This window comes from Paenibacillus sp. FSL L8-0436 (genome assembly GCF_038593025.1).
GTDB lineage: Bacteria > Bacillota > Bacilli > Paenibacillales > Paenibacillaceae > Paenibacillus_AQ.
The window spans coordinates 3,310,805-3,328,681 of sequence record NZ_CP151955.1 but is presented as its reverse complement, the minus strand read 5'-3'; the positions used below and the strand labels follow the sequence as shown (position 1 = coordinate 3,328,681).

The window sequence follows — 17,877 nt, the reverse complement described above, 5'->3', positions numbered from 1 at the left end:
GGTGCCACCTCAATCTAAGTTCAATTCGATAATAGGCAAGTCCGTTAAATGCTCTCTTTGGTAATCCGGCAACTGGTTAAGCACAATCTCGCCCTTGTTGCGGCTCCAGGGATCCGAATGAATAATCATCACATAGGTCAAGGTCGAACTTATATTCACTCGCCGACCTTTCAGCCTCTGAAGCATTCCACGCAGCAGTTCATAGTCTAAATTGATCTCCCTGCCATCCAAACGGACAATAACCGGAGAGCCCTTCAAAAGCCGAATGGTATACCCGCGCTTTGCTCGATCAGCAGTGAGTGCTTTATTCGCCCGTTTCTTCGCCGCTTGGCTCTGCGCCTTTTCTTCTAAAGTAAGAGGCCTCATAAGCTCATCCCCTTTTCCGAAACAACAGCGCATTTATGTTTCCATACCGTTTAATTAAAGCTTCCTTGCCGTGCCGTCCACTAACAGAAGCATGAACCTTCGGCTCTGTTGCTGCCTTTTCATAGCTCCAGCCAAAAACCCGCACCCGTGCACGGAATAGTGTCAAGGAAATACCATTTTGCGCAGCCAAATCCAGCCACTCCTGAGGATACTTCCTGTAAGACTCCCGCGCCCTGATCAAGGACTCCGCTTTACTCACCATGGGCTCTGTTGCAGCCCTTGCAGGATCCCAGCCGACTTTCAATCTCCGGTAAAAGGCATCTGGCGTAATTCCGTTTTGATCCGCCAGCGCCCGCCAAGTCTTACGGTTCTTCTGCTTCCGTAAGGGCTGCGTGGTAGCGCGTTCGATTTCCCAGCCGTAGACTCTCACTCGCTGCTCCAGCGTCTCTCGCTTAATCCCGTTGGCCGCTGCGGTCTCGTAGTCTCCTGGCGTAATGTAGTAGTTATATGACATTTTCCTTTTCGCCTCCTTGGCGGCTGAGCCGGGAGAGTCAAGAAGACCTCTCCAAGCACCTTTCCGCTGTCATCCGTGATAATGTCCCAAGGGATATCTTGAAAAAATGGGTCCAGCTGCATCACGCTTGCACCGCTTTCGACTTGTAATTGTAGACCTTACGCGAAATTCCAAGCTTCTCATAGGCAGTCCGAATGTTATGGTTTTGCACTTGAAGAGTCATCCCTCTTGATTCGATCTCTTTTCGCGGTAAGCCCGCCAGCTTATAAATAATGATTTGTTTCTCCTTTTCTTTTAGTACTGAAAGCTTCTCTTCAAGAGTAATCTTCGTAATGACCTTATTTTCAACGCTCCGCCCACTGTCGATTAAAGAATACAAGTCGATTTCCCCACCGCCTCTATTATTTTCAGGGGCGGGTTTTTCGAAATAAATAATCTCTGCACGTTCTTTGATATCATCACTATATTTAATTAAGGAACCGTTACGGCGCACCAGATCAAGTAACGCAAATTTGATGGACTTTTTCACGTACCCCCTGAACGCTGCTTCGTTATCACCCTTAAAATTCAGGCAACAACGCCAAAGCTCAGCCAAGGCAACCTGATCCAAATCTTCACAATCCATTCCTATTTTTTTGGCTACGACTTTCTGACGTGATTGACTGGGCCAAAGAAGACTTAATGCGAAAAAAGCGTACCTCTTGTATTGGTTAAACCGATCAATGGGTGCTAACGAAGCAGAATGCATTATTTCGGCATGCTCCATATCATTTCGCCTCCAAGCTTATATGAATTTTTCATAAATTAATCCTTCCTATAGAACGTGGTCTCGAACCCATCTGCGCGGAGTGGAAGTCCTGGGGCCCAGATAATTGGCTTACCCATGATCTCCGTAACCTCTCCCAGCGAATCCTGATCCTCTGACTCATCAATAATCACTTCATCATGAACGTGCATGCGGAGCTGATAGCCCCTCGCGTCAAGCTGCAGCATGCTCTCAGCCAAGCAGTCCCGGGCAATCGCCTGAACAATGTTTTCCACCAGTTTCGGCCCGTAGGTGTCCACGCGGCCCCAGGTCTTCTTCGTCTGGTCAACGCCCTCATAGGTAAGAGCTGGTTTGCCAAACTTGCCTTCTTTGATCTCAGGGTTCACATAGGTTAAACGGCGTCCAGAGGGAAGCTGAAGGAAGAGATATCCGTGTTCATAGAGGAATGAGATCCCAAACTGTAGCTTCACCCGTTTCCGGTCCTTCACCGCTGCCATTGCCGCGGCGTCAACATCCCACCACAGTTTTGTGATCATTGGATTGGCAGTCCGCCAAGACTTCACCAGCGGTGGAAGCTCATCCTCTGACAATCCCATTTTCAGAGCGCCCATCGCTTCCAGAGCCCCCACACTGCCGCCGTATCCTAACGCCAGCTCAGCGATCTTTCCTTTTTGCCGCAGCTCTTTGGTGACCTCATCAATGGACAGGTGAAACATTTGAGCAGCAGAAGCTTCATATATCTTGCCGTGCGAGTTGAATACGTCAATCCGCCACTGTTCACCCGCCAGCCAAGCAATGACGCGGGCCTCAATGGCCGAGAAGTCAGAGACAATGAACCGGTTACCCTCCAGCGGAATGAACGCTGTCCGGATGAGCTGAGACAGCACACCGGGCACACTATCGAACAATAATTCCAGCAGCTCATACTCACCTGCGAGTAGCAGATCACGGGCAAGTTCCAAATCCTTCAGCTTGTTCTGCGGCAGGTTCTGCACCTGCACCAACCGTCCTGCCCAGCGCCCGGTACGGTTGGCCCCGTAGAACTGGAGCAGCCCCCGTACCCGGCTGTCAGAACACAATCCCCGCGACATGGCCTCATACTTTTTGACCGATGTTTTGGACATTTCCTGCCGCAGCTCCAACATGCGCCGGGCGTCTTCGCCCTTCACTTGCTCCAGTAGTACCGGTACCGTGTCTTTGGTTAATCCCTCAACGGTGATGCCCTCCTGCTCCTCCAGCCAGGTCTTAAGCTGAGCCACGCTATTAGGATTCTCCAGACCAGTTAAAGCCTTTGCCTCTTCTGTGCGCCGGCGCTGAAAGTCTGCGTCACACTCTATTGCCCGTTCAACCAGCAACGGATCGATCCGGATTCCATTATCGTTAATCTTCTGGTCCAGTGCCCACAGCTTGTGCTCAAACTCGGAAGGCTCGTATTTCAGAAGCTTTTTCCGCACATCCCGTTCGGTCTCTACGTCCTGGCCGCAGTAGGACTTATATTCAGCCCACTTCTCCGGCGCATGATGCGGATAATTCCGTGACCTCTGCCCGTTGACTTTAGTGGGCTTGCAAGGAACGCTGAAGTATTTGATCAGCGCCTTGCCTGCGGCGTCCTTCTGCTGTTCCAGCTTCAGCACCTTGGCAACCTGATCCAGCGTACCCGGCAGGCCCATGGTCAGCGCCAGAACCGAAGTACAACGCCACTGTTCGGCGGGCATCGGCTGACCGAAGTGCTTAGCAAGCGCCGTCCGTTCAAAGTTGGCATTATAGGCCGTCTTGATGATATCCGGATTCCAGAGAGCATCTACCACCCGATCAGGAATATCCTCGAAATCTACAAGGTCAATGACTTCCACCGGCTCATTGTCAAAGGCGTAGCCGAACAGCAGCACTTCAAAATCTGGGGCTTCTACATAGGGGTAAACGCCTGATTTGGTAATATCCACACTGGAGAAGGTTTCAATATCTATCTGAAGAACTGTCATTCTCCCACTCCTCCCGTTCAATTTCCTCTATCTTGAGCTTCAGGATCTTCTGCTTCCGTCTAATCCAAGTCATCATTCTCCAGATTCTTCTACGGAACCAGTACTTCATAGCACTTTCCCACCGTGCCGCTGCGGCCGTGTGGTGTTATAGGTCATTTTTTCTTGGATAGCCTCTTCCAGATCGATTCCGTACCGCCCACAAACATCGAACACTCGAATTACGATATCAGCCAGTTCAGACGGGATACCACAGGGCTTATCAGTGCTGCGTTCCATCTCCAAAACAGTCTGAATGCCCCCTTCAGGAAGCCTCCGCTCGTACCAAACGTTTCCCGGGTGATTGCCTTTCCGATAGTCCTCCAACGCCTCTGATGCCTCCGAATGGATCAGTGCAATGATCTCCCCGAAGCTTCTATCTTCATCCCACCAACCTTTTCTGATAGCATTCACGTGTGCTGCTTTAACCAGCGCATTAATTAACATACGAATTCCTCCCTAATTTTTGGTTAAGAAAAGGGGACCCTTGCGGCATCCCCTTCAAAGCTGATTAGTTCATCCAGTCGTCACTGTCTCCACCCAGATCATCGTCAAAGTCATCTTCTGCCGAGCTGCGGCCGCCAAGGTAATCCCCGTCCGCCATCTTCTGAACATTGTTCAGGCCAGCGGCAACGCCCTTGTTACCCTTCGTGTCGAAGGCGTAGAAGTTCAAGCTGACCCGCCCATAGCACCCGCTGTACACTTCCGTGGAATCCAGCACCTCCTGCTTATCCCGATCAATAACACCCGGCTTTTGCTTGCTGGTTGCATTGATGAAGAAGTGACCCGCGTATTCCGGATAATCGTCCGTATCCTTTTCCGTATCCCCATCACGCAGCGGCTTCTTGAGATTCGGTGGAATCTTGCCGCCCCATTTGCTCTTACCTGCTTCAATGGCAGCGTTGATGGCTGCCTGGATCTTCTTCAGCGTTTCCTTATCCGATTTCGGAATCAGGATGCACAAGCTGTATTTCGGATCCTGACCGACCTCCATAGCCTGCGGTTTGAAAATGTGGCAATAGCTGAAACGCACCTTTCCTGTAACTACCTTTGTATCCTTGTTTGTTGTCGCCATGATCATATGTCTCCCTTATTATGAATTTTTCATATAGTGAAATTAGTCAGTGAAGTCCGCCGCAGCGGATGCGGCCGATGAAAGCTCTGGCCGTGGGTCTTTTTCTGGCGCAAGCGTTGGCTTGCCCGCAGGCTTGATGACCAGTTCGGCCAGAAGCTCCTCGAATTTCTTCTTGCCTACGGCCTTCTCCATCGCTGTGATGCCAAGCAGCTCCCGAGGCGTCAGGATCTTGTCTTCAACAAATCCACCTGCCAGCAGAGCAGCCTGTACAGCATCCCGGTCCGAATAGATCCGGTTACTGCGCCCCTCAACCAACTTCCAACCGGGGTAGCGGACGCCATGCTTCTCTGCTTGATCCAGCGCATGCTTCTTGATGTCTTCAGCCCATTTCTGTAGCTGATCGATCCGGCCGAGAACTTCTCCTACCTCGTCAAGTGAAAGTAGAGCGCCGTCACGGAATTCGTACTTTGCCAGCTCCAGGTTCTCTTCAGCACGTTTTCTGCAAGTTGAACGGGCCCGGCAGAATCGGCAGTGATCTCCAGCAGCAAATTCACCTTCACCTGCTGCGGCCATGTCTGCACGGGGCTTTACATAATCGTCACCCCAGGCCAATAAGTTAGCAGACAACAGGTCCTCAGTAGACACACTGTCCAGGCGAGGCTGTACAATCGTCATGCGGACATTCTGGATATCATAGAGATAGCCGTAACCATCAAGCGCACCCAATCCATAGAGACGCATCTGGCTGTTATCTTCCGCAGAGACAGGCACACCCTTGCCATACTTCAGGTCAATCACTTCCATAGTGTCATCCGCGATGATGAGAACGTCACCCGTCCCAAATCCATCCGGCACCCAGGCGCTAAAATCCAGACGCTGTTCCAGCAGTACGGCCGCATCCTTCGAACGCTTGCGGGCTTCATTCACACGCTCAAGGACAATGGAGACATAGCCCTGCACGTAATCTTCCATCTCGCGGGAGTAGTATTTTCCCTTTTTGGCCTTCTCCCACAGCTTCCCATGCTCCCAAGGCTTGATTTGAGCCAAGTGATATTTCAGCCAGATTTCAGAGAGCTCATGTGCTGCCGTACCTTCTTCCGCGAAATCAGAAGTGCTCTCTTCAAATTGGGACTCAAGCTCCGCACTCGGGGTGCAGGAGAGCCAGCGCTTGGAGCCACTGGCAGACAATTTAGCATGCGCCCGACTTGCGTGACTGGCCGTCATTCCACCAGCGCCTCCAGCGCGGCAAGGAACTCAGCTCTCTTCTCAGCAGGCACACTGCTAATGGTCTTGACCTTGAATTCACCGAGCAGAGCCTTGATTTCATCCTTCTTGCCTGCTTGACCGACTTCAGCGGCCTTGGCGCGGATATCTTCAACGGTGACTTCTACCAGGTCACCAGCGCTGCCGGAGCCATCTTCCTCTTGCTGCGGTTCAGTCTTCGTAGTCTCTGGCTCATCTTGCTTCGTTTCAGTGGGTTTCGGCGTGCTTTGTGTCTTGGTGGTTTTAGCAGGCTTATCAGCTACAGGGGCGGAAGCACCAACCAAAGCAGCAGCCAACCCTCCGATTTCCTGCAAAGCTTCCTTGGCGTTTTCACCGAAAATCTTGATTTCTACTGACATATATGAGTCCTCCTGTAAAATTAAATTTGAAAATCAAATGAAGCGGTGATAAACTGTGCTTAACTGTTTTGTTTTAAACCGATGACCTGACGGGCCCTAATCCGTTGGGTCATTTTCAGGTTGTTTTGCATCACCCCTTCCAAGGTTGTCGTCTGCCTTGATCACCACAGCGCCGATACCCTCGCATAAGCAATTGTTACCGCAATACAGATCTTTGCCGTGCTTTACTACTCTTTGGCCAAAAAAGATTTCAGCCTGACATTTCGGATTGCTGCAGAAGTCAATGACTTCTAGTGGACCGGTTACTTTACTCACTGGCCTGCCTCCCTTCTATTCCACTAGCGACCTCAGTAAGCGCTGATATCCTTTTGCGTTTCAGTGCTAAACAGATCGCCCTGCCGATTGCTGTGGCCAAATCATCAACCAAGGAAAGACGCGTGCTCTGCAGCACATGGTATTCCATAAATCCGCCGACATTCACGACACCGAACATATGAATATTGCCAGCCTCAGGGAGCCGCTTACCCACACCAGCTCCAGGCCGAAGAGGTTCATCCTTCACTCGAATCTCGCCTACACTGGTTGAATATCCAAGACACGAATCAATCGCAACTACGAAAAAATCCTTTAAGGAATCAAGACACTCTTGAAGATTTACTGCGTGACACGGATCATGAAGAGTACCTATTACATTTGGAACCCCGCGCCGCTTAAGATACCGACCGACCAATGGACCCAAGGAGTCGCCTGTTGAACGATCTGTACCGATGCATAGGAATGCTAATTTGGATACATCAGTGGGAAGCAATTCTTCCAACTGCCGGCTTAGGGCCTCAATCTCCTTACGTGTTTTCAACGGCCCGCCTCCATTTCCTCAATCTCCCGATCCAGCCACCAGACGACCGCTTCCGGCTCTTCAACGATCAGCCGACCGTTCTGGATTTGCCACCGTCTCCGGCGAAGCTCCAAGCGTCTCAACATCTGGTCAGCTGACTCGGCTTGCTTGGACATCAGTGCCAGCCTCCTTGTTCATTCGAATCAGCGTTTCAGCGATTTCTACCGAGCTGCGCCGAGCTTTCCAAGGTGTCGGGCTTCCCCTGCTTGCCTAGAAGCTTCAATGGCGCGGTCCAGGTGAAGCTTTGCGGCAGCCAGTTCGGCTTGAATGTTAATGTTCAAATTTCTCACCTCACACAATTTTTCTGTTCCTGTTCGTCCATCCAACGGTCCAGTGCTGCTAACCGAAAACGTCTTTGAGGTTTCAGAGAACCCGAAACACCTACAGGGAACCAAGGGATATCTTTGTTCTTCGCCATATCGTGAAGAAGAGTCTTAGATATCCCGAGGTATTCTGCTGCCTCCTCTGTTGACAACGTTGCACGTTTAATCCGGTCAGCATATTGAAGATCTGCACTTTCTTTCACTACAGGCAGGATCTCCTGAATTATTCGATCCTTAATTTCTGAAATTAAGTCATTTGCTGTCATAGGATCAGCTCCTTCTTGCCTTATAAATTGATAAAAATATTATCAATTGGAATAAAAAGAAAAATAGTTGCCAAAGATATTGACGATAATATTTTTATCGCCTATAATCGTAAAAGATAATATTTTTATCATGAAGGGCATAACTAAACAGACCTGTCTTCGGCAGTAAACAAATCGGGAAAAAGAAATTCAAGTGGTTTTCCTAATCGGTTGGATATGCGAATCATCAAGTCGCGCCCGGGTTTAAGAGCCCCCGTTTCAATCATCCTAAGATAAACAACGGAAATATCCAACTCAGTAGCGACCTGGTTTCGATCACCGATTTTCTCACGACAATCGATTAGTTGTTGCCGCCTTTTAGCCATGTTAACCATCACCTCCTGGCTGTGTCTTCATTATATTTGATAATAATATTATCGTCAATACGTTTTGATAAAATTCTTACCTAATAAAAGTGGAAGGTTGGTAAAACATGAAGTTGGGCCAGAGAATCGCCGCATTGAGAAATAAGAAAGGTCTTACACAAGAACAGGTTGCCGAAGCACTTGGAGTCAAACGAGCAAGATATAACGCTTGGGAACAAAGCATTTCTAATCCCGATATTGAGATGCTTGACAAACTTGCAGCCTTTCACAAAATCACCGTAGATTTCCTCTTAGGCAGACCACATCAAGAGAGCGTGCTTACCCTGCCGAGTGAAATGTATGCGGACGGTTATACAGATGAATCCGTATACGATGAACTGGAAGAAGACTTGCAGAAACGAATCCCTAAGAGTGTGTCTGAAGGGGTGATTAAAGAGCTAGTTGAGAAGTATAACATCGACTTAACTGACCCAAAAAAGAAAGATATGCTTGAGAAAATGATCAGGATTGTTGCTGAAGATTGAGTTGTCGGTTGTACGCCTCCCGTATATAGGCATACACATCTTCTGGTTGTTCGTCTTTCAGTTCTTCGATTTCGCAACATATATCCATGAATTCGTCATTCATAGGTGTCACGTCCAGTCATGGTAGATTGTTTTATCATAATAACATAGGAACACTTGTTCGTAAATCTATTATAAACTATAATTAAACAAGGGTGACGTACAATGGGACCTGTACCCGTACGCTGCCACATTCCCGAACTTCTTGCACGCATCGATAAAAACCAACAGTGGTTGGCTGAAAAGACAGGTATCCGTAAACAGAGGATATCGGATTATGTCCACCTTCGTTTCGAAAACATTAGCATGAAGAAGGCTGTCTTGCTTGCTTATCACCTAGATTGTTTAGTCGATGATCTGTTTGACTGGGATATGAGGTAGCTTCAGAGTAGCTTAGCTACTCACGGCGTCAAGTACCCTACACATGTTACTTTCACTCCATGCCCATACATAACTGATAATTCATATGCTTAATATAACAGATCCACTTATCAGAAGCTGTCGAATTTTGGCATAATAGCCCACATTGGATAGAGGTAATTAAATACAATAATTAACATCTAAAGGGAGCGGATTCACATGCCTTGGGTTGAGAAACGAAATAATGGGATGTATCGGCTTTGTGTTGATCTTGTACCTAAACAGGGGCAGGGATTTGTATTAGACGATAACGGCAAACCAACCAAAAAGAGAATAAGAAAGCGTAAAACAAAAATGACTCAGCTCACTTCTAAAAGAGCCGCAGAAAAAGCACTGATCCCTTATATTGCCGAGTTACTGGAAAAGAATCCAACCTTAATGATTCCGGAGGCTCCTAACGATAGAAGAACCTTTCGAGGCCATGTGGAACGTTGGATCAAACACTTTGTTGAAACGGAACTGGAAGAGACTACACAAATAAGCTACCTTCATCACACTAACAAAAGGATTCTAGTACATTTTGGAGACAGATATCTTGATGATGACATTACTCCTTATGAGATTATTGAGTTTATTCAGGAATTAAAAGAGGTGAAGAACCCAGAAAAAAACGTAGGTGATGCAACAAAGGTGTACGTGTATCGCGTTTTACAGAGTATTTTTTCAAAAGCTTGTGAGTGGTATGGGATTAAATATAATCCTATGGACGACGTTCCCAAGCCGAAAGATCCAAAGACAAAACTCCTAGATGTCTACGACGAAGAAGAATCGAATTTAGTTTTTAAAGCATTAGAGCAAATAGCAATGCCCTTTAAAAATGGATTGGCTGAGCTATTTAGGATTCTAATTACTCTTGCATTCACTATGGGGATGCGGAGAGCGGAACTACTCGGACTGGAATGGCCCCGCATTAATCTTGATAAGATGCAATTAACCATTTATTATTCGATACCAACTTTTAAGAATTCTAAGCCTGTTATCAAGCGTCCTAAAAATAAGAGTTCTGAAAGAATAGTCTCCATTCCTTTGTCAGTAGTAATTGCGCTGAGGGCTTATAAAGTTCTTTGGGACAAAATGCGATCTGACAATGCAGATATATGGGTCGACGAAAGTTATAACTTCTTATTCTGCCACCCCAATGGGATGCCTATCTATCCAAAATCTTTAACAGACAAGTGGAAATCATTTGTTAAGAAATGTGGAATCCGCTATATCAGATTTCATGATATTCGGCACACGTCAGTTACCATATTAATAAATCGAGGTATCCATGCAAAGATTATATCTGAACGGATTGGGCATTCTAAGATAAGCACCACAATGGATGTATATGGACATGTAATTCGATCCGCTGATGTCGCTGCGGCAGCTGTGTATGATGATGTGTTTACTAAAAGTGCTTCTGACGCCCCCGAAGGTGGCAACGAAGGTGGCAAAGTTAAAGATATTGTGTAATACAGTGTGATAGTGTACGTACATCAATACTCATTAGCCCTTATAAAACAAGGATATCCACTATTATATGATGTTGTATGACCCCACTCCTTATCATCTCCCATGAAAGAGGCCCTAGAAATAGGGCCTCGATTTTTGTTTATTAATCCTTTATTTATAAGGGTTTTTCGCAATCCATTGAAATGGATTCATCGATCACCGCACTTTTCGGGCACCGATTGGGCACCGATTTATTTAATGCGCTCAAATTTCACCTTCTACAAATGAGCCTCTGGAACATGCCTCCGAATTTGTTTTCGGAGAATAAATCCTAGCTCATACGGAATCACTAGGTCCCAGCCTTCTACTGAAAGGCTATCCAGAGCCTGCAACAATGTATAATTCATCATTAAATCATCATTGGTGTTGGATTTAAATGCCCACGTCTCCTCATCGAGCTCAACCAACTTCTGAACAGGCGATAACACTCCATATTCGTAGCATGTGACTATCTTCCCTCTATGCTTTCTGTGTAACATAAAATTCCACCTATCCATTATTATTTGATGTATTACCCTCCAGCCATTCAATAAAACCCTGCTTTGGCACGACCAATCTCCGCCCAATCCTAATGAAATGGAACTGTCCAGATTCCACCAACATGTATGCTTGGTTTCTCCCTATCTTCAATATCCCCTGAACATCCTTTACCTTAAGAACTTCGGGTATGTGCTCCCATACACTGGTTTCCATATTTACTGATTGCTCCTTCACCTGTCCTCTTCTAACTGATGCTTCAGGATTCGCATTTGTTGCCAACTCCTTGAGGTGCTGTAGTTGGCTAAGCATCGAGTCCATTTCGGCGTTCATAGAACGTTGTAAGTTCTTGATTCGTTGTTCTACTTGGTTGATTTGATGTTGTATCATAAGATTATCCCCTAATAAGAAAAAGTCGCTACGAGAGCGACTAAATGATTTGTTATTTATATTTACCACTAAGAGCTTCGATTGACTTTCTTGCTTCAGCAGTTTTTTTAGCTTTCTCGAGTTGTTCTATTTTCTCATCAAGTATTAATTCGATACCACTCCTTACAATAGGGAACATATCTAAACACTCTTCTTCACTTAGTTCATGAATCCCTTTGCTCAAGATAGAATACAAGGATTTATGCTGAACGAGAAACTCAGGAAGATGGCTTTTTAATAATCCAACTTTTTCATTCATCCTAGCTTTTAAATATTCTTCTTCATTCCAGTCCGTTTCACCCTGGGCCTCGTTATGTGCTTCTTCAATTAGATTTTCAAATATCCGGCGTAAATACACGAAAGATCCTATACCCACGCCGTGTGAAACAAGCCCAATAGCTTTATTGAATTCTCTGCTCCTTTCTCTCCCCAGTACCTTCACATACTTCTTAGTGTCCTCATTTGTAATATCAGCTGTTGATGGAAACTGACCAATTTTTGTTATATATATATTCCCATCTAAGGAGAACTCAGTTTTAAGAAAGAATAATAGACGGTGATCTCTATTACGTGAACAGTAAAATTCTAGACTATAGGTTTTATTACCTATTCTAGGTGTGTCATATGTCGATCCAATTGTTGGTTTCACCTGAGATTCCGTCATAAATACACTTTCTTTCCCACACCTAGGACAGTAACAATCATATTTAACTTCGTACAATAAAAAGTTCATTGCATCCCTTTCATTAGAATGAGGAATAGATTCCTTATGATATAATCCTGATTTTAAGATCTGCTCAAATTCTGGTCGCATACTAGCAATCCTTTCATATGTAGGTTAATACTGATATTACATATCATTACAACTTACGACAATGTCTTTCTATACAATCAGCCCCCTGATATATGAGATCGTCATACGCCGAAAACGAAACTGGATGTGCAGTCCCTCCCTTCAGCTTCATTTTCTCCTTTCCTCATTATTCGTTCCCTCACTTTCCTTTTTGCGTCTCTATTTAGAGCATAAATTCTCAGATTACATCAAGGCCGTTTTTAGTGAACATTTAGTTGAAGTGATTTTTATCCAACTGCAGCAGAGAAAGCCCTCAGCGGGGTACGTGTTACGTCTCAGTTACAAGGGAAGTGAAAGTGATTTCCAAAAATAAAATCTGCACGGTTTTCGGGCTCACGCGCACCCGCATTCTTTTTTTTAGGTCAGAGGGACCCAAAATCCTCAAAACCTGCTTTTTTCAAGAGACTTTCGGGGACCATCAGCGTTTCAAATGCCCGCCTCCGTAAATATTTTATGAATTCAGCATCGACACCCATGGTCGCCTGTTGCTCAGGCTGTATTGCCTCTGTCCGCCCTACCGCACTGGTCTTGGTTATAATAAGGGATTCAACCGGGCATTGGTTAAGCCTCGCCTTCACCATTCCTCTCAATTTAATTTACTGCAGCCTGATCCGCCTTCCTGAGCTGTATCTCAAGCCGTTCACGGGAGCTCTTCAAATACTCGATGTACTCCCTATTAGCCTGCACGTACTGCTCAATGGATTCCTCATATTGTTTATGAGAATCCTCATACCTCTGATTGAGCTGCTTACCTTTCCAGCCGTTCAGTATGTTCAGACTGATTGTTACGATCAGGATGATGATCAGTACGACACTGAGTTTATCGCTGAATCTTTTCACTGGTTCACCTTCTTTCTGAGAAATACAAATAGGCCACTCTTTTATGAGCAGCCTTTATGCATAGGTTTATGCGATTGTATATGGATAAGAGAGAACGTCTCTTATATATATCTTTATATTACTTATTATTTATTTCTTTTTTATTTCTTGGGGGGCTAATCCTCCCCCTCTAGTGGGGGTCAATTCACCCCCACAAGGATGTTTTTAGGAGCGTATTTCTGAGGGGGAGAATCCTCCCCCAAGAGCATACATAATTGATGTATAATACGCATGAATATTCAGACAAGATAATCTCACATTAATGTTGAAATAGGTCGAAGATCAAGTATTGTTTATCATGAATCAGTTCTAATTTCTGAAGTGGATGTAAAGAAGACTCGAAGCTATCTAACAGTGAGCCTTTCTCTTTATCTGACATTTTTTCAATGAAGCTTTGTTTAAAGAAGATATTCTCGGTGCTCTCTATGACTAAATAATTCAAATATAAAATAAGCTCATTCTCAGATAAATTGCTAATTTGTTTGAAATAATCTCCGTAAATCCCTTCATCCTTTATATGATATGAGAGAATAATGTTAGTGGCACCGTCCACTGGATATATATTCAAATAAATCAAGGGTCTGTCAATAATTTTGTGTAAACTCTTTTAAGCATAGATTCCCCCGAGGGGGAAGTCGCGAATCTAACGCAAGTGTTGACCGACCCGATCAGGAAAGAAGACGGACAACTGGAGCAGCATTTGCCCCCAGTTTTGTACACGTCCCGTCCATTTCCGAGTGACGTCAACGGTAGCTAAATAGAGCATCTTCAGCAATGCCTCATCCGTAGGAAAGATGCTTTTTCCTTTCGTTACTTTGCGTAGCTGGCGGTGGTAACTCTCGATCATATTGGTGGTGTAGATGAGTTTGCGGATCTCAGGCGGGTACTTGAAAAAGGTAGCGAGTTCGTCCCAATTTGTCCGCCAGGAACGGATAATAAGAGGATATTTAGCGCCCCAGACTTCCTGAAAACGGTCGAGTTCAAGCAAGGCGCCTTCCTCAGTAGCGGCCTTGTATATAGGCTTTAAGTCGGCGGTCACCTTCTTAATGTCCTTGTACGACACGTACCGTGTGGAACTGCGGATCTGGTGAATAATACACTTCTGGATTTCAGTTTGGGGGTAGCAGGCTGCAATCGCTTGAGAGAACCCGGACAGGTTGTCCACGCAGATAATGAGAATGTCCCCCACCCCGCGATTTTTCAGCTCATTGAGCACGCTCAGCCAGAACTTGGAGGACTCGTTCTCCCCGATCCACATGCCCAGCACATCTTTGTTTCCGTCCAAATCAATGCCAATGACCATGTAGGCGGCCTTGTTGATAATGGCCCCGTCTTGTTTGACTTTAAAGTGGATGGCGTCCAGATAGACGACCGCATAGACGCCCTGCAGAGGCCGGTTCTGCCATTCTTTAATGAGAGGAACAATCTTGTTCGTGACATTGGAAATGAGCGTAGGAGAGACTTCAATGCCATACATCTGTCCTAGATGATCCTGGATTTCTCTTGTACTGACGCCTTTGGCATACAGGGCAATGATTTGTTCTTCGATGCCCGTTACGTTCGACTGATGCTTCTTGACGACAAGTGGCTCAAACTCACCCAGACGGTCCCTAGGGATAGCGATTTCCTGTTCACCGTACTCACTGACGACCGTTTTTCGGCTCTTTCCATTGCGACTATTTGGAGTGAGTTTCGCCTTTACTTCATGCTTTCCGTAGCCTAAGTGAGTATCCATTTCGGCTTCCAGCATCTCCTGAATCGTCTCAGCGAATAGCTCTTTTAGAGCATTTTGCGCATCCTGTGCGCTTACCAAATTGTTTTCCTTAATAAATTCCCGTAACTGCTGTTTTGTCCAAAGTCCCATGTGTTCTCCCCAACCTTTCTCTTACTTCCATTTTAATGGGTTTGAGAGTTTACACAATATATTTTACAGACTCTAAATCAACGCTACATTACTATGAATATCACTTTTATCATTAATTTCCTTACCCTTTAAGTCGAATTGAACCGAAAAGGCAGTACTTGTTGCAAAACTCGTTTCGTAATTTAATTGGTAATTTATAGTGGTTATATCTCTAAACCCCTCACACTCATATATAGTTTTAAAAATTGTGTGATAATACTGATAGTGTTTATCATCAAGTTGGGAAATTCTATAAACATAAACACATTCATTAGAAGCCATTAAGGAAGGAAATTCTTTGAATAGATTTTTTATCGTTGTTAGTTGTCTTCGCTTCTTATGAACTTCAATAGTAAGAGCCCGAAAGGCAAATAGAAAATTTTGTAACGGCTCATTTTTATATTCTTTTAGTTCTATCGGCTTAAAGATTTCAGTATCATGGTGCTTACAAAATCCAAAAAAAGTACTCGCATCATTTCTACTTATCCGCTTAAATTCTGGTCTTACTTGTTTAAATGAAACGTGTGTGTCTATAGAATAAACGTGAGAATCTTCACTCAGTCGATTTAGAATTCTATTATTCTGAATAGAATGGGCTCCTATTATTTTCCCATTACATTTATCAAGATCAAATCCATAACAAGTTTTAAAATCACTTTTCCCCCAAAAACTACTTGTAACATGACCTAGTCTTTTATCTGGATAACTTAACATTGTTTTACGTTTAAGGTCATCATCACTTTTAGTCTTTTTATAGCAACAAAATTTATATTTTTCACCAGAGTCACAAGGACATAGTTCATATGCCTCAATCTTCAAGTTTTGATTCCTACCAGTATAAATCATAACTATCCCCCTAAAATAATCACGAAGAAACACCGCTTCGAAACGTATTTCTCTAAAATATATATTCTGTATATAGAAGACAATTCCTTCATAAAACCGAGGAGAGGAATCGAACCTCCAGTCGCGGGTTTGGAATCCGCAGGTTTACCATTAACCGACCTCGATATATTAAAGAGCTGCAGCCGATCCTTGCTCACCAAAGACCAGCCAGCAGCCCAAGGCAGCAACACACGAGTTTCAGTTTTGGGTAACATTACCGCGCGTAGCCGCAGGAACCTTTTATTGCGTTATTTTTTTGTCTATATTTGTACAAATAATTGTATTGTTATATCCCACTTTTTATTTTTGAATGAGTCCTTTAATGTTCTCCACCAATTTTCCTAGTTCAATGATATTTGCACTCAGTTCCTTAGTAGGCTCTGTTGATTCCTTGTCTTCCTTATTTTCTATCTCATTCTCCTTCTGCCCAAAAAACACTCCTGCCATTTCTTCTATTACAGCTTTGCGCTTCTCATCTTCAAGTTCAGCCAAATATGGATTCAGTGCAGTAAGCTCAAGCTCCAGTTTTCTGTAACGTCGCTCGGCATCCAAATGAATTTTTGCTTGACGTGCTGAATAACCCGCAAGAGTAGCAAAAGTACCTGCAATAAATAATCTTCTCGATAATTCAGTCCAAATCGTTCCTTGGTCGAATGGATGAGTAAAACTCCAAATTGATGCAACAGCAAGAGCTCCCATAGAAGCCATTGTTACGATCCGCCACAACTTACGAGAGCCCCTTTCTTGATTAGCAACAGCCTGATATCCTCCAGCCATACTCGATATAGATATCATGTTAAGGTTACGCGCAGCTTGATTTTTATAGTCCTCCATTTGTTCAAGGTAAGCTTTTGCAGAGAGAACGAACTCTTCTTCAAGTTCAGCTCTTTTCGTACTTAATAAATTGAGAGATTGGTTGTACTCATCCTTTATAGATTCGGCTAACTCTGTGAAACTTCTTGATCGTTCGCCCTCATTTCCCTCGAAAATTTCAATTCTATCTGCCTCGTTCCTATCAGCAGTTTTTCCCCAGTCTACTTCAAGAGCTACAAATCGATCTTGCCGCTCGGCTTCAGCTTGCGCGAACTGTTCCCTTCTTGCCACTTCCGCTTGTGAAAATTGGTTTTGATATTCCGCTATAGCATTATCAAGACGGCTTTTTTGGTTTTCAACAGTCGATGATACTTGAGTCAGAGCATTCTCTAGTTCTCGTTTTGCAGCAGATATTCTATTAAATTCCTCCTCTGTGTGTCTGAGGTGCTGAGCAACTGATTGTCTAAAAGTAACAATCGATTTTCTAATCCCTTCGAAATCATTTGGTGTTGTGGGAATTGTTAAGTTAGCGATATTTTGTAGGACCGAATCCATAGAATTGTTGGCATTTTGAAGATGACCTATATTTCTGTCATTTCTATAATTTCGAAGATGGTTAGCTACTTGGTTAAGATAGGTATTAACGTTATCCAAGAAACTAGTTACCACAAGACTAGGATCGCAATTACTGAGGACCCCCTGGGTAAAGGTACCCACCTGCTCTATCCTTTGTAGTTCAATAATCGAATCGGAGCTATTTTGTAACTCCAGCATTTCTGTAATAAGACTATTCATTTGATCCAATGTGATATGTACAGAGTGATTTTCAAACCGTTGATCAAATCGAGACATTAGGACATGACCCCTTTATTTACCAAATATGACCCTATTCTACACGTCCTTTCGAATTAGTTCACTAAAAATCTTATCACAATTGTTACACATCAAAAA

21 protein-coding genes and 1 tRNA gene are annotated in these 17,877 nt (G+C 44.6%); 2 read left to right on the top strand and 20 right to left on the bottom strand.

The annotated features are described in order from the left end of the window. Positions 1-9: 9 nt before the first annotated feature. From NSS79_RS15345 to NSS79_RS15285, 13 genes are all read right to left on the bottom strand, one after another. Positions 10-366 carry a hypothetical protein gene (locus NSS79_RS15345; protein ID WP_342440001.1) on the bottom strand — a complete coding sequence of 119 codons (357 nt, stop codon included), beginning with the start codon at positions 364-366 and terminating at the stop codon, positions 10-12. A 4-nt stretch (positions 367-370) separates the two neighbouring features. Continuing rightward, positions 371-880 carry a hypothetical protein gene (locus NSS79_RS15340; protein WP_342440000.1) on the bottom strand — a complete coding sequence of 170 codons (510 nt, stop codon included), beginning with the start codon at positions 878-880 and terminating at the stop codon, positions 371-373. A gap of 121 nt (positions 881-1,001) precedes the next feature. Then, positions 1,002-1,646, bottom strand: coding sequence for a hypothetical protein (locus tag NSS79_RS15335; protein ID WP_342439999.1), 645 nt, complete (start codon positions 1,644-1,646; stop codon positions 1,002-1,004). A 38-nt stretch (positions 1,647-1,684) separates the two neighbouring features. After that, complete coding sequence (locus NSS79_RS15330) at positions 1,685-3,628, bottom strand: DNA polymerase (protein WP_342439998.1); 1,944 nt, start codon at positions 3,626-3,628, stop codon at positions 1,685-1,687. A 105-nt stretch (positions 3,629-3,733) separates the two neighbouring features. After that, positions 3,734-4,111, bottom strand: a complete 378-nt coding sequence (locus NSS79_RS15325) for a hypothetical protein (protein ID WP_342439997.1) — start codon at positions 4,109-4,111, stop codon at positions 3,734-3,736. A 64-nt stretch (positions 4,112-4,175) separates the two neighbouring features. After that, complete coding sequence (locus NSS79_RS15320; RefSeq protein WP_342439996.1) at positions 4,176-4,739, bottom strand: DUF2815 family protein; 564 nt, start codon at positions 4,737-4,739, stop codon at positions 4,176-4,178. A gap of 42 nt (positions 4,740-4,781) precedes the next feature. Next, positions 4,782-5,963, bottom strand: coding sequence for a DUF2800 domain-containing protein (locus NSS79_RS15315; RefSeq protein ID WP_342439995.1), 1,182 nt, complete (start codon positions 5,961-5,963; stop codon positions 4,782-4,784). Then, complete coding sequence (locus NSS79_RS15310; protein WP_342439994.1) at positions 5,960-6,361, bottom strand: hypothetical protein; 402 nt, start codon at positions 6,359-6,361, stop codon at positions 5,960-5,962. The genes NSS79_RS15315 and NSS79_RS15310 overlap by 4 nt, the downstream gene beginning before the upstream one ends. Before the next feature lie 96 nt (positions 6,362-6,457). Continuing rightward, the gene (locus tag NSS79_RS15305) at positions 6,458-6,676 is read right to left on the bottom strand and encodes a hypothetical protein (protein ID WP_342439993.1); all 219 of its coding nucleotides are present in this window, start codon (positions 6,674-6,676) and stop codon (positions 6,458-6,460) included. After that, positions 6,669-7,217 carry a spore protease YyaC gene (yyaC, locus tag NSS79_RS15300; RefSeq protein ID WP_342439992.1) on the bottom strand — a complete coding sequence of 183 codons (549 nt, stop codon included), beginning with the start codon at positions 7,215-7,217 and terminating at the stop codon, positions 6,669-6,671. Before yyaC ends, NSS79_RS15305 begins: the two co-directional genes overlap by 8 nt. Continuing rightward, a complete protein-coding gene (locus NSS79_RS15295; protein WP_342439991.1) occupies positions 7,214-7,372 on the bottom strand; it encodes a hypothetical protein in 159 nt (52 codons plus the stop codon). Before NSS79_RS15295 ends, yyaC begins: the two co-directional genes overlap by 4 nt. Positions 7,373-7,542: 170 nt before the next feature. Beyond that, positions 7,543-7,845: a helix-turn-helix domain-containing protein gene (locus NSS79_RS15290; RefSeq protein WP_342439990.1), complete on the bottom strand. Its 303-nt coding sequence runs from the start codon at positions 7,843-7,845 to the stop codon at positions 7,543-7,545. Positions 7,846-7,988: 143 nt separating this feature from the next. Continuing rightward, positions 7,989-8,210, bottom strand: coding sequence for a helix-turn-helix transcriptional regulator (locus NSS79_RS15285; RefSeq protein ID WP_342439989.1), 222 nt, complete (start codon positions 8,208-8,210; stop codon positions 7,989-7,991). A 107-nt stretch (positions 8,211-8,317) separates the two neighbouring features. Between NSS79_RS15285 and NSS79_RS15280 the strand changes: the two genes are divergently transcribed. Together NSS79_RS15280 and NSS79_RS15275 are read left to right on the top strand one after the other, a co-directional pair. After that, positions 8,318-8,734: a helix-turn-helix transcriptional regulator gene (locus tag NSS79_RS15280; protein WP_342439988.1), complete on the top strand. Its 417-nt coding sequence runs from the start codon at positions 8,318-8,320 to the stop codon at positions 8,732-8,734. A gap of 618 nt (positions 8,735-9,352) precedes the next feature. Continuing rightward, entirely contained in the window at positions 9,353-10,648 is a 1,296-nt protein-coding gene (locus NSS79_RS15275) for a site-specific integrase (RefSeq protein WP_342439987.1), read from the top strand. Positions 10,649-11,176: 528 nt separating this feature from the next. Here NSS79_RS15275 and NSS79_RS15270 read toward each other — a convergent pair. The 7 genes from NSS79_RS15270 to NSS79_RS15240 all read right to left on the bottom strand — a co-directional run bounded on the left by NSS79_RS15270 (position 11,177) and on the right by NSS79_RS15240 (position 17,778). Next, a complete protein-coding gene (locus NSS79_RS15270) occupies positions 11,177-11,554 on the bottom strand; it encodes a helix-turn-helix domain-containing protein (protein ID WP_342439986.1) in 378 nt (125 codons plus the stop codon). 52 nt (positions 11,555-11,606) lie between these two features. Next, on the bottom strand, positions 11,607-12,407 hold the full coding sequence (locus tag NSS79_RS15265) for a hypothetical protein (RefSeq protein ID WP_342439985.1): 801 nt from the start codon (positions 12,405-12,407) through the stop codon (positions 11,607-11,609). Positions 12,408-13,037: 630 nt separating this feature from the next. Further along, on the bottom strand, positions 13,038-13,286 hold the full coding sequence (locus NSS79_RS15260; protein ID WP_342439984.1) for a hypothetical protein: 249 nt from the start codon (positions 13,284-13,286) through the stop codon (positions 13,038-13,040). Positions 13,287-13,968: 682 nt separating this feature from the next. After that, the gene (locus NSS79_RS15255; protein ID WP_342435582.1) at positions 13,969-15,189 is read right to left on the bottom strand and encodes an IS256 family transposase; all 1,221 of its coding nucleotides are present in this window, start codon (positions 15,187-15,189) and stop codon (positions 13,969-13,971) included. A 72-nt stretch (positions 15,190-15,261) separates the two neighbouring features. Beyond that, entirely contained in the window at positions 15,262-16,074 is an 813-nt protein-coding gene (locus NSS79_RS15250) for an SEC-C domain-containing protein (protein ID WP_342439983.1), read from the bottom strand. 94 nt (positions 16,075-16,168) lie between these two features. Beyond that, positions 16,169-16,239 (bottom strand) — tRNA-Trp (locus NSS79_RS15245). 174 nt (positions 16,240-16,413) lie between these two features. Next, complete coding sequence (locus NSS79_RS15240; protein ID WP_342439982.1) at positions 16,414-17,778, bottom strand: hypothetical protein; 1,365 nt, start codon at positions 17,776-17,778, stop codon at positions 16,414-16,416. Positions 17,779-17,877: the final 99 nt, after the last annotated feature.